General features: G+C 66.9%; 9 protein-coding genes and 4 tRNA genes. 3 read left to right on the forward strand and 10 right to left on the reverse strand.

Annotated features, from left to right (window positions below; genetic code table 11):
* Positions 1-75: 75 nt before the first annotated feature.
* Positions 76-1,791, reverse strand: coding sequence for an adenylate/guanylate cyclase domain-containing protein (locus tag BJF87_RS05285; RefSeq protein WP_075862770.1), 1,716 nt, complete (start codon positions 1,789-1,791; stop codon positions 76-78).
* 233 nt (positions 1,792-2,024) lie between these two features.
* Here BJF87_RS05285 and BJF87_RS05290 point away from each other — a divergent pair, with 233 nt between their 5' ends.
* Positions 2,025-3,866 (forward strand): hypothetical protein, encoded by a 1,842-nt coding sequence (locus BJF87_RS05290; RefSeq protein ID WP_075862771.1) that lies wholly within the window; start codon positions 2,025-2,027, stop codon positions 3,864-3,866.
* Positions 3,867-3,969: 103 nt separating this feature from the next.
* Here the strand turns inward: BJF87_RS05290 and BJF87_RS05295 are convergent, their stop codons facing one another.
* From BJF87_RS05295 to BJF87_RS05310, 4 genes are all read right to left on the reverse strand, one after another.
* The gene (locus tag BJF87_RS05295) at positions 3,970-4,521 is read right to left on the reverse strand and encodes a YceI family protein (protein WP_006360608.1); all 552 of its coding nucleotides are present in this window, start codon (positions 4,519-4,521) and stop codon (positions 3,970-3,972) included.
* A 203-nt stretch (positions 4,522-4,724) separates the two neighbouring features.
* Positions 4,725-4,973 carry a hypothetical protein gene (locus BJF87_RS05300; RefSeq protein WP_262338873.1) on the reverse strand — a complete coding sequence of 83 codons (249 nt, stop codon included), beginning with the start codon at positions 4,971-4,973 and terminating at the stop codon, positions 4,725-4,727.
* 147 nt (positions 4,974-5,120) lie between these two features.
* Positions 5,121-5,723 (reverse strand): CoA pyrophosphatase, encoded by a 603-nt coding sequence (locus tag BJF87_RS05305; protein ID WP_035753180.1) that lies wholly within the window; start codon positions 5,721-5,723, stop codon positions 5,121-5,123.
* Complete coding sequence (locus tag BJF87_RS05310) at positions 5,720-6,766, reverse strand: hypothetical protein (RefSeq protein ID WP_075862776.1); 1,047 nt, start codon at positions 6,764-6,766, stop codon at positions 5,720-5,722. Before BJF87_RS05310 ends, BJF87_RS05305 begins: the two co-directional genes overlap by 4 nt.
* A gap of 546 nt (positions 6,767-7,312) precedes the next feature.
* On the opposite strand from BJF87_RS05310, the gene BJF87_RS05315 reads away from it, so the two are divergent.
* Positions 7,313-8,386 (forward strand): site-specific integrase, encoded by a 1,074-nt coding sequence (locus BJF87_RS05315; RefSeq protein WP_075862773.1) that lies wholly within the window; start codon positions 7,313-7,315, stop codon positions 8,384-8,386.
* Positions 8,387-8,475: 89 nt separating this feature from the next.
* Here BJF87_RS05315 and BJF87_RS05320 read toward each other — a convergent pair whose 3' ends face one another.
* From BJF87_RS05320 to BJF87_RS05340, 5 genes are all read right to left on the reverse strand, one after another.
* Positions 8,476-8,862, reverse strand: a complete 387-nt coding sequence (locus BJF87_RS05320) for a hypothetical protein (RefSeq protein WP_075862774.1) — start codon at positions 8,860-8,862, stop codon at positions 8,476-8,478.
* Positions 8,862-9,491, reverse strand: a complete 630-nt coding sequence (locus BJF87_RS05325) for a nucleotidyltransferase domain-containing protein (protein ID WP_006357356.1) — start codon at positions 9,489-9,491, stop codon at positions 8,862-8,864. The genes BJF87_RS05320 and BJF87_RS05325 overlap by 1 nt, the downstream gene beginning before the upstream one ends.
* Before the next feature lie 299 nt (positions 9,492-9,790).
* A tRNA-Phe gene (locus BJF87_RS05330) sits at positions 9,791-9,867 on the reverse strand.
* A gap of 47 nt (positions 9,868-9,914) precedes the next feature.
* A tRNA-Asp gene (locus tag BJF87_RS05335) sits at positions 9,915-9,991 on the reverse strand.
* 48 nt (positions 9,992-10,039) lie between these two features.
* Positions 10,040-10,112: transfer RNA gene (locus BJF87_RS05340), tRNA-Glu, on the reverse strand.
* Between the two features lie 316 nt (positions 10,113-10,428).
* On the opposite strand from BJF87_RS05340, the gene BJF87_RS05345 reads away from it, so the two are divergent.
* Positions 10,429-10,504 (forward strand) — tRNA-Lys (locus tag BJF87_RS05345).
* Positions 10,505-11,392 lie beyond the last annotated feature (888 nt).

Genomic DNA, 11,392 nt, shown 5'->3' on the forward strand with positions numbered 1-11,392 from the left:
TGCGGCCCACGCTATTGACGACCCCGGACGGCGTCAACGATTCGTCTCGGGCAGCCGACTTCGGTGGCGCGGTCCTCAGCCGCCGAAGAACGTCGTGAGCCGCAGCGGGCTGGCGCCGACGATGCGTCGGGCCGGGCGTAGCAGTTCGGCGATCAGGTTGCGCGACGACCCGAGCCGTTCGACGAGGTCGGACGGGGCGTAGAACTCGGTCGGGGCCGACCGGCCGCGCATGATGCGGCTGCCGAGGAGTTCCCATTCGTCGGCCTCGGCGCCGGCGGAGTCGATCGCGGCGCCGCTGGCGAGGGCGGGGACGCGACCGGTCTTGGCCATGTCGGACAGTCGGGCGCATTCGTTGACCGGGTCGCCGATGACGGTGTACTCGTAGCGCCGTTCGGCGCCGATGTTGCCGGCGAAGACCTCACCGAAGGAGACGCCGATCCCCCACCGGATGTCGAGGCTCTTGGCGAGCCGGTCGGCGAGGTCGCGGGCGGCGGCGAGCGCGTGTCCGGCCGGGTCGTCGAGTTCGACGGGCGCCCCGAAGACGGCCAGCGCGGCGTCGCCCTCGAACTTGTTGACGAAGCCGGAATGCTGGTCGACGACGTCGAAGACGATGCTGAAGAACGCGTTGAGGAGTTCGGCGACGTCGTCGGGACTCCGGTCCTGGGACAGTCGCGTGGAGCCGACGATGTCGACGAACAGCACACCCACCTCGGTGTTGGTGCCGTGCATGCCGACGCCGTCGGAGAGGGCGAGGTCGGCGACGGTGTCGCCGACGTGCCGGGCGAAGATCTCACGCATGCGGTCACGTTCGGCGAGTCCTTGCACCATCACGTTGAAACCGTGTTGCAGCACACCGAGTTCCGACGAGTCATAGACGGGGACGCGGGCGTTGAAGTCGCCGTGGTCGACGCGGTGGACGGCACGACGCATCTCGGTCAGCGGATCGGTGATGGCCTGCCCGACCAGGACGATCACGCGTGCGCCGGCGGCGAGTCCGACGACGGTGAGAATGACGGTGGTCCAATCGACCGCGCCGTAGACGTCGGGCAGCATCCCGGTGAAACGACCGGCGTTCACGGTCAGCAGGCCGATCATCGGCACCGCCGAACTCACCGCCCACACCGCGAGCAGGCGGATGCGGACGCCGTTCATCACGTGGTTGGCCGGGAAGTCCTCGAGGACCACGATCGCCAGCGGGCGGGCGGCGCGTTCGACGAACAGATAGGTCAGACACGCGCTCGACAGACCGGCCAGCGTGAACGCCACCGCGACACCGGCGACGGTCGCGACGCTCAAGTCGTCGGCGACGAAGACGTAGAACAACGCCGCGCTGCACCAGGCGCCCACGGTGACGAGGAGCTCGAAGGCGGGCAGGCGTTGCACGGCACGTCGTCGGGCATGGTCGGCGGGTCGGCAGCTGACGAACCAGTCCAGCTGGGGCCGGAAGACGAGCAGGCCGAGCAGCAGATTCACCAGGATGCCGGTGACGATCGCGCCGACGACGGCCGGGAAGTTGGGGGCGCCGAGGGTCTCGGCGAAGGTGAGCTGGCCGCCGTTGAACGCGAGCTGCACGAGCAGGAAGGTCTCGACACCGACCAGCGCGTTGCTGGCGACGACAGCGGTCATCGCCGTGACGGTCGCGTGGCGGGCGATCCGGTTCCGCATGTCCGGGCCGACTCGCGCCCACGCCCTCGGGCTCGGCACCGTGGGCAGGCCCCACAGCATCCCGGCGGTGCGGCGTCTCAATCGCATCCACGGCACGACACGGCGGGTGCGACGCCTGCGTCCCATGGGCCTCTCCTGCCTGAAGGCGATACCCGCAGACTACCGAACCGGTTGTTACCGAGGACACGTCGAAAGTCCCTGTACCGGCGGCACCGCTCTCTGGATCAGGAGCGGCGTCGGAAGAACACGACCGGCGCGTGGTCCGATCGAGCGAATTCCGCCCCACAACTCCGTTTCCACACCGCCTCTGAGCTGGGCCGATGTTTCAATAGCTCGTCCGGATCGGAAGGAGCGCCCACATGCGTCGGTTCGCCGTCGTCCTCATCGCTGTCGCCTTGTCGGTGTCGGCGTGTTCGCTGTTCTCATCGCCCGACGACGACACCTCACCACGTCTCGAGTCCGGGCCGGTGACGGAACAGACCGTCGATGTCGCGCCCGACACCACGACCGAGGTCGCGGTCTCCGACAACTGGGCCATCTCGATCCCCCCGGGCGCAGCAACGCCGGGTTCGTCGTTCACCGTCCGGCCGGCCGAACAGTCGACTGCTGCCGGCAAGTCGGTGACCCCCGTCGCGGGCGCCGATCTGACGCTGTCGTCGGGGCAGCCGGTGGCCCCGCTGACCTTCCGGTACGAGTTGGACGAACCGCTGCCGGAGGGCACCGACCTGTATCTCGTCGGGAAGGAGGCCGATGCGCCGGGTTCGGCAGCTCCCGCCACCCCGATCGCTGCTGCGATCGATGGCGACCGCCGGGTCGCCACCGCCCAGGTGCCGCATCTGAGCACCTGGGAGTGGTTGGCGGTGGAGGCCAATCATTTCGTGACGTCGACGCTGGGATTGCGGGGCGGCGCACCACAATGCCCGACGCAGCCACGACCCGGATGGTTGGACGAAGCGGTGTTCCTCGACAGCAAGGAAGCGCCGATGCGCGTCTGCACAGGCGCTGATCCTGCGGACAAGAACATCGCGGTGGTGAAGATCCGTAACAACCGCGGGATCGCCATGATCGTCACCGCTCCGGTGACTCCGCGGTGGGCGCACCTCGATGTGTTCGCCGGTCAGCCGACGAATGTGGCTGCGGAGATCGAGAGCGCCACCATCTCGATGCTGGGAGTTCCGACGAGCGTTCGGTCCAGGACGTGGGTTCTGCCACCCGGCGGCGGCGTCGACATCGGTTTCACCGCGAGTTCACTACCTGTGATATCGAAGATCACCGCAACCGCGACCGTGTCCACGGTCCTCTACGGCGTCCTCTGGACTCAGCTCGGAGACCTGGTCGACGACCCGTTGACCCTGAGCGCGATGGAACTCGGCTTCATGGCCGCCTGTTTCGGCCAAGCGGTGGACTCGGGCCTCGCCGGAATGTCGGACTCGCAGGTCAGGGCCGCGGCGACCAGCATGACAGCGGTCGGCATGTGCTTGGCGCAGAAGGCGCCCGATGTGGTCGGGGAGATCGCCGGACATCTGTCGGAGCAGGCGTTCGAACAAATGCAGAACCGCAAGATCGCCGAGAAGGTGGGCCGAACCTACGCTCGCTACCTGCCGCTGCTCAACACGGTGACCACCGGACTCGTCGTCGCCGATGCGGTAGCGAGCGTCAACCTCGGTGCCGGGGCATGGGAGATCAGCCTGTTCAAGAAGATCGATCCGGAGTATTCGCTGAACGCCGCGTGCGGCCGCATCGACGATCGTCGCACAGTCGATCACCCTTCGCTGGGCACGGTCACCATCGGGTTGCGGCGCGGGGAGAACAGTCTTGCCGGAGAGGGGTGCATCGTCGCGGTGGACTCCAAGGGCAAACGGCTTCTCGTGCAGACCGTTTCGGTGTACGGCAACGCACTCGACTTCGCCGACCCCGCCACGGATACGACCGAGAACGTTTTCATCACGTACAACCCGGGCCGGTACGACGGCGTGATCACGCTTGTCCCCACTGCCACCGGGTATGCAGACATCGGTTGGGAGAAGGGCGGGTTGGCGTACCAGAGCACAACGCACGCCTACTACTTCGCCGAGGTCGTGGGTCCTGGTAGCGACGGCCGCTATGCGATAAAGACCTTCGACAACAACTGCGAACCGGACTGCGCCGGCGGCACTGTCACCACCAAGATCCTTCGCTGGAACGGCCAGCGCTACGTCTAGGAGCGCACACCAGACCGGCACCCACGCGGGGGATGCGCAGGTGCCGGTCGGTGAACCGTCCGGACTCTGGGGTGTCGAGTCCGGTCGGAGGGTATGCGGGAGATCAGGCCTGCAGAGCCTCGATCTCGAGCGTGATGGTGATCTTGTCGCCGACGACGACGCCGCCACCCTCGAGCGGCATCTCGATGTCGATGCCGAAGTCCTTGCGGTTGATGACGGTCTTCGCGTCGAATCCGGCGACCGCGCCCTGGCCCATGCCCGGGCTGGTGCCGTTGTACTCGAGCTCGAGGCTGACCGGCTTGGTGACGCCCTTGAGGGTGAAGTCGCCGTCGAGGACGTAGTCGTCACCGTTCTGGCGGACGCCGGTGGAGACGAAGGTGGCCTTGGGGAACTGCTCGGCGTCGAAGAAGTCGGCCGACTTGATGTGGCCGTCGCGCTGCTCGTTCTTGGTGTTGATGGAGGTCACGTCAATCTCGGCCTGCACGGCGGGGGTGCCGTCCTCGGTGACTGTGATGGTGCCGGAGAAGTTGTCGAAGGTGCCGCGCACCTTGCTGACCATGAGGTGCTTGACGGAGAAGCCGACGGCCGAGTGAACGGTGTCGATGGTCCAGGTGCCGGCGGGGATCGGTGCCTTGACGGTGGTGGCTGCGGTCATGATTGCGTCCTTCCAGACGAGGTCGAGGTGGTCTCGGATTCTCGTGGGTCTTCGCGACCCATCGATACTGTAAACGGACCGCGGTCCGGATTCATTCCCCGGAACAGACTTTCCCGTGTGATCCGCACCACAGACCCCGATGGGCCCTCAGTGGAGGACCCCACCCCACCGACCTGTGGAGTTCACCGGGACCGGCCTTTCGGTCAGCCTCGCCCGATGATGAGCGCGGCCACCATGAAGGCGATCACGACGAGCGAGATCGCACAGCCCAGCAACACCTGCTTGCGCGTGGACATCGGCGCGTAAGGATCGTTGTACTCGTAGCGGTACACGATCGCAGCCGGTTCGATCGCCGGCTGCCGCGGCGTCGACGCCGGGGCCGCAGCCCGATGAGGTGAGCGACCTCCGGCCGACGAATCCGCCGCCGACTCCGACGAATTGGCATTGTTCACACCGGTAATCATGCCCAACCGGCGAGTGACCTGCCAGACAAATCAGTGTCATTTGTTCGATGGAAATCCATGTCGCAGAGCATATCTGAGAACATCGAAGTTTAGATGGGACGATCGTACAGGTCGGTCAAACCACCCGAATCGTGCCTATTTCCAGGCGAAGACGGGCTGCTCGAACTCGTCGACCCGGGTGTGGCGATCCCGCAGTACGACCTCGGCGAACTGGTAGATCACCGCCGCTGTCGGCGCATGGACCAGCGAGTCGACGATGGGCAGCTGGATCACCGGACGTTCCGACTGCGGGATCGTCAGGAACCGCGGCGCGACCGCCAGCTCCTCGAAGGTCACGAAGAACAGCTGCGACACCTCGGCCGGATTCGGGGTCGGTTCCTGAAAGTCCTCCGCCCAGCAGACGATCGGGGTGATCACGAAGCCCGACCGGGTCGGATAGTCGTCGAGCGTCCCCAGCACCGAACGGGGAGACAGTTGCACACCGAGCTCTTCGTCGAGCTCCCGCAGCCCCGCGGTGATGTGGTCCTCGCCCGGGTCGAGCCGACCACCGGGAAGGGCGAATTGCGCCGCGTGGCGTCGCATGGTGGGTGGTCGTTTGCACAACCAGATGCCCTGTCGTCCGTCCTTCTCCGCCACTGCCAGTACGACGGCCGCGGCCGCCGCTCCGGGAACGTCGACCGTCCGGTGCTCGAACCGTTGGACGCGTTCGGCCGCCACTGCCCGCTCGAGGTGAGTCACACCCTCAGTTGATCATGTCTGCCGTTCGACGCCGTGACGGCCTGGCCGAGGTGGTAGCTGACCACGCTCAGCGCGAACAGCCCGATCGCGAGGTTCAGCAGGGCGCCGAAGCCTTCCATCGCGAAGTCGACGAGGGCGTTGCTGAGGAGGAACACCAGCGAAGCGATGCGCAGTGTCCGCAGCGGCCACAGCCCGGCGGTCCCCCGCCGGCGGGCGAGCATGGCGGGCAACGCCAGTGCCAGCGTCGCGATCGCGCTCAGGAACAGGATCCAGGTGGCTATGCGGTTGTCGGCGAGCTCGACGTAGATGTCGAGGTCGTCGAAACGGTCCTTGGTGAACACGAAGCTGAGTGCTCCGACGACGACACCGGCGGCCGAGGCCACCACGAGGAACCATCCCACGATCGGCACCCAGCGCGGGCTGCGCAGGAAGTCTGGGATGAGGCGCACGGCCCGGTCCCGCAGGATCATCAGCCGGTCGGGGGTGTCCTTGCTCGATTCCAGCAGTGCCCGCACATTCGCGATGGTGTCGGCGTCGAAGCCGTTGTGGGCGGCGGACGCGAGGCACTCCTCGGCCTGTCGTCGTCGACGGTCCGGCAGCCCGTGCGCCACGCCGTCGGCGGCGATCGACGCCGCGTTCGCGAGCGCCTCGGCACCCGTGGGCGGGTTGAGGTCCCGGACGATGCGACTGGCCAGCAGCACCAGGACCACGAGGATGTACATGATCTCGGGCGCCGGGCCGTAGAAGTAGTCGTTGTCGCGGGTGACGAACTTGCCGACCTCGTCGAGGAACAGACCGAAACCGATGCCGCCCACCACCACGGCGCTCACCCGCGCGGTGGCGCCGAGGAACAGCCAGCCGGTGACGAGCGCGACCATCATGAGCGCACCGCCCCACAGGGCGTGGGCGATGTGGAGGGTGCCGCCACCGACCTGGGGGTAGCCGGTCAGTTGCAGGTACAGCCGGGTGATGAGGATCGTGGCGATCGCGATGATGAGGAACCACTCGACGGCCGCGGTCCCGTAGGTGCTCCGGACGATCACCGAGGTGGCGCGATTTCTCATGGGGAGAGTATTACGGGTCGACGACCCTCTACCGCGGCAATCACCGCGAGCGGCACGAAACAGCCGACACCGCACCGCGATGAGCCGACCCTCTCGGGGGCTCGTCGTGGTGCGGGTCGTCGATCTCTCAGGCCTCGAACAGGTCCGGGTCGGGGTCGCGCCCGCCGGCCGGGCTGCCGATGCCCCGGACACCGACACCGGTGTCCCCAGAGGCAGTCACGACCGAGTCAGGAAGCGCCTCGTCGTCCGATACCACGTGCCCGACCCGACGATTCGGCCGACCGGATCGACTCGGGCGTCACCGGCGACGGCCGCGAATCCGCTGTGGGCGTGCCGATCTCGTCCGCCGACCGCGCACGGCGGCGCGGGTGGTCGGCAACCACAGCACGCACCGCAGTTCTCCGTGGGACTCCCCCGGCGGGAACCGCGCGCCCTCCGCATGCGTCTCAGTGTGGACAGACCGCCCACCCACGACGGGTAAGGAGGGATCCCCATCCCCGCAGACCTGACCCCCAGCCGGCCCCGATGAGCGTCACCAAGTACCGGACGGCCGCGGGAGCACCGCGCTGGCGGGTGACCTGGCGGCTGCCCGACGGGCGCAGCCGCAGCAAGGTGTTCGGCACGCTGCGCGAGGCCCGGGCCTTCGAGGCCGAGGCGATCACCGCGCGCACCCGGGGCGTGGTGTTCGACCCGCGGCGCGGCGACGCGGTCACCGTCGCGTCGGTCTATGCGTCGTGGCTGGCCACCCGCCAGGATGTGACGCCCAAATCCCGGCGCGGCTTCGAGGACAACTGGCGGCTGCACGTGCAACCGGAGTTCGGGGCGTGGCCGGTGACCAAGGTCGACCGCGAGTCCATCCAGACGTGGGTGAACGCGATGGACTGCTCGCCGCGGACCAAACGCTGGCGGCACTCGCTGCTGCGGATGATCCTGGCCCACGCCGTCGCCGACGGTCTGCTGCTGAAGAACCCGGCCGAGCGCACGGTGTTCCCGCCGCTGGATCTGGCCGAGCACCTCTACCTCACCCACGCCGAGGTCGACGAGCTGGCCAGACGCTGCGGCCCGCAGGGCGACATCGTGCGCATCCTCGCCTACACGGGGCTGCGCTGGGGTGAGCTGACCGGACTGAACGTCGCCGACGTGGACCTGGCGCGCCGGCGGATCTCGGTCCGCCGCTCGATGACCCAGGTCGGCGGCACGCTGATGACCGGAAAACCCAAGAGCCGGGCCGGGATTCGCACGGTGCCGCTCCCCCGGTCGCTGGTCGCGGTGCTGGCGGCCCGCGTCGAGGGCCGGGCCCGCACCGCGCCCGCGGTCACCTCACCCAAAGGGGCGCGGCTGAGCCGGGAGAACTGGGTGCGCGCGGTGCGGTGGCGGGAGCAGGTCACCGCGCTGGGCTATCCGACGCTGCGGGTGCACGATCTGCGTCACACCTATGCGAGTCTGGCCCGCGCCGCCGGCGCGGATCTGCGGCTGCTGCAGGTGGCGATGGGGCATGCGTCGATCACGGTGACCGCCCACACCTACGCGGACCTGTTCGACGGGGAGCTCGACGCAGTGGCCGCGGCACTCGATGCGCGCCCCACCGGGATCGACTAGACCCGGCAGAGTCGGGATCGAACCGACGACCTTCCGCTGTTCCGAGGACGCGGATCGTCCTCGCCGAACACGAAGCTGCAAACGGCGAACTATCCGCGGGCTGCCACGACCTTCTTGGCTGCCTCGAGCAGGGGCTCCGCCGCGCGGCCCATCTTCGTCAACTCCGCGGCGGTGAGGTCCTGATGTGTGTAGGCCGCTTTGTTCTTCCGGCTCAGGAGGGTGTTCAGGTGCCGTTCGGATCCGCTGTCTGCCCGCTTGAGCAGGGCGACGGCCTCGCTGTGGTTACCGGTGTTGGAGTGCACGCCGAGCCGCGCGCAGCAGATGACGTCCGAGGCTGCGATACCCGCATCCACGTAGAGGTCCCCGGCAGCGTTGGGCATCTCCCGTCCGAGATGGTCGGCGGCATCGAGAAACTCGGTCGCCTTGGACATGCGCCCGGCGGCGACCGCGGCGTCACATTTGCGCTGCCCCGCCATCACGAGCTCCTCGCCGGGCGCAGTTGCGCGGTGAACCAGGCCCGTGTCCCCGCAACGGTGAGGCCCTGGGTCGACACGTCGCCGAGCAGCGGCTCGCCGGCGGCGACCGCGGCGCGCAACTCGTCCTCGGTGTACTCGACGATCCGGCCGTCGTTGCCGGTCCACGCGGTGATCAGTCGAGCGAGTCCGGTGACCCGCTGGTCCCACGCGTCGTCCTCGGAATCGGTTGCGCGCACCAGGAACACGTCGATGTCGCTGTCGGGCCTCATCCGCCCCGTCGCCGCCGACCCGAACACCGCGGCGTACCGCAGTGCGGTCTCCCACTCGGTGAAGTGCTCTTCGAGGCGCTGCAGGAAGGTGGAGTTCAGCCGGGAGAGCGCCATGATCGGCGGGGCCGCGAGATGCTCGGTGTTGAGGCGGTAGGTGTGCGTCCGACCTACTTCATCGTGCAGCACCACGCCCTGTGCACTGAGCCGGTTGAGGACCTTGCGGATGCCTTCCCCTGATGCGCTGCCGAGGATGCGCTGGACCTGGCTGATCGTGAATGTGAGGTCGGCGGCCGCCAGCACCGCGAGCACGTCGCCGTCGAGGGTCGGTGTCACCGTCGCGAACGGCTTGTTGAGCTGCATGGCGCACCCCTCTCCAACGAAAGTTGGAGTAACACAACTATAGTTGGAGAACGGCTGGAGGACGACGCGCTCGCCCCTGCGCGGACTGCGCATCAGCAGCGCCCGCCGGTAAGACGGCGACCGACGCACCGCGGGCGGGACAGACTGATCACCGTGAACCCACGACGACGGACAGGCCCCGTCGACCGCCCTCGACGCCCGACTGCTCGAGATTGAGTCGGGCCCCTGACACCGGGCCACTGACACCAGACCCCCTCCGACCACCAAAAAAACCTCCCGGATGAACCGGGAGGTTTTCATGGTGGCCAGAGTCGGGATCGAACCGACGACCTTCCGCTTTTCAGGCGGACGCTCGTACCAACTGAGCTACCTGGCCCTAAGACAACCGGCGCATCCGGTAGAACCGAATGCGCCGGTCATCTCTGGCGACCCTGACGGGACTCGAACCCGCGACCTCCGCCGTGACAGGGCGGCGCGCTAACCAACTGCGCCACAGGGCCTTGTTTAATTGTTCTGTCCGACTCTCGTTGCCGAGTGCCGTCCAGGCGTACCCCCTACGGGATTCGAACCCGCGCTACCGCCTTGAAAGGGCGGCGTCCTAGGCCGCTAGACGAAGGGGGCCGGTCTCGCTTCTCCGCTGGGAGCTCGCATAGCTTATGACAGGTTTCGAGCAAACCACAAATCGTGTGGTCAGGGGCCTAAAACGGCCATTTCTGACGCATCTGCGCAGGACACGTGGAGAACCCCGTTCGGGACGTCGCGAGCAGCTGCATGACCGACGTCCCGGGAGCTGGTTGAGAACGGGACGCACTCTCCCGCGCACACGAGTAGGCCGCCGGCCCAGAGCGGCACGTGCACGTGCGCGACACACGTGTAGGCCCCCGCTCGGAGCACCGAGTGAAGCTGTAAACTCGTCGACGCCCGGCTCGCCGGGTACGCCCCTATAGCTCAGTTGGTAGAGCTACGGACTTTTAATCCGCAGGTCCCAGGTTCGAGCCCTGGTGGGGGCACCACCCTCTTCAGGCGGACATCGAAAGATTGGTCACCTGAATTGCTCTCACCGCCCTCGCTGGTCATCAGCTGGTCGCGATGTGTAGTCGTGGTCACGGCAGCCCGTTCTACGGACCACCGCTGCCTCCTTGACCGATTGCGCACCAACTCCATCAAGAAGGTGAGGGTAGGTGTCCGAGGCGATGGAGATCGACCAACGCTCCTGCCTCTCGGGAGCAACCGCGATCGACAAATTCACGGCGAGCATGAGTGACACTTACAACTGGCACCAAAGACCACATGACTTAATACGTCGAGGTTCAACCTCGTCCACCAGTTCGTGTAAGCGTGCGGTCGCGCCACGCATCTGCGGCTCAGCAGCATGACGGCGATCCGCACACTACCGTTACACAATCGAGATTCAGATCGCCAGACACCGGCATTACGACGTAATCATCACGAGGATCTGACCGATGGTTTACATAGGTCTCGACTAGACAACGCTTCGAGCTTCGAGGCGGTGTGCGCTGGCGGACGCAACAACCTTCACTCAGTTGGTGCCACTCGACTGTTGTGCGCGCGCCCCGGTTCAACACGACTGGCAACGTCGTCACCACCGCAGAACCCACAACACTAACCTTGGCGCCAGTTTCCGCACGGAGAGGTAGCGGAGGAGTCCGGTTGCGACATCTGAGTCGAGTTCGACGTCTCCAGAACGGGCGGTACCGGCCAAACCGAGATGGGCACCGATGTCACCACCATCCACCAGGATGTGAGCTCGATGTGAGGTGGGCCCTTCGTAGTGGTCCAGTTGTTGTGCGACTCTGTTGCCCGAGTGTTTGGGCAGGAAGAATCGACGACGACATGGCAGGTAGCAAGCGCCGGCGGCATACGCCGGATCAGATCATCCG

The organism is Gordonia sp. CNJ-863 (genome assembly GCF_001942325.1).
GTDB classification, from domain to species: domain Bacteria; phylum Actinomycetota; class Actinomycetes; order Mycobacteriales; family Mycobacteriaceae; genus Gordonia; species Gordonia alkanivorans.

Coding starts and splice junctions, on each gene's coding strand:
- BJF87_RS05315 (WP_075862773.1), top strand. CDS start 7,313: ATGAGCGTCACCAAGTACCGGACGGCCGCGGGAGCACCGCGCTGGCGG.
- BJF87_RS05290 (WP_075862771.1), top strand. CDS start 2,025: ATGCGTCGGTTCGCCGTCGTCCTCATCGCTGTCGCCTTGTCGGTGTCG.
- BJF87_RS05325 (WP_006357356.1), bottom strand. CDS start 9,491: ATGCAGCTCAACAAGCCGTTCGCGACGGTGACACCGACCCTCGACGGC.
- BJF87_RS05285 (WP_075862770.1), bottom strand. CDS start 1,791: ATGGGACGCAGGCGTCGCACCCGCCGTGTCGTGCCGTGGATGCGATTG.
- BJF87_RS05295 (WP_006360608.1), bottom strand. CDS start 4,521: ATGACCGCAGCCACCACCGTCAAGGCACCGATCCCCGCCGGCACCTGG.
- BJF87_RS05320 (WP_075862774.1), bottom strand. CDS start 8,862: ATGGCGGGGCAGCGCAAATGTGACGCCGCGGTCGCCGCCGGGCGCATG.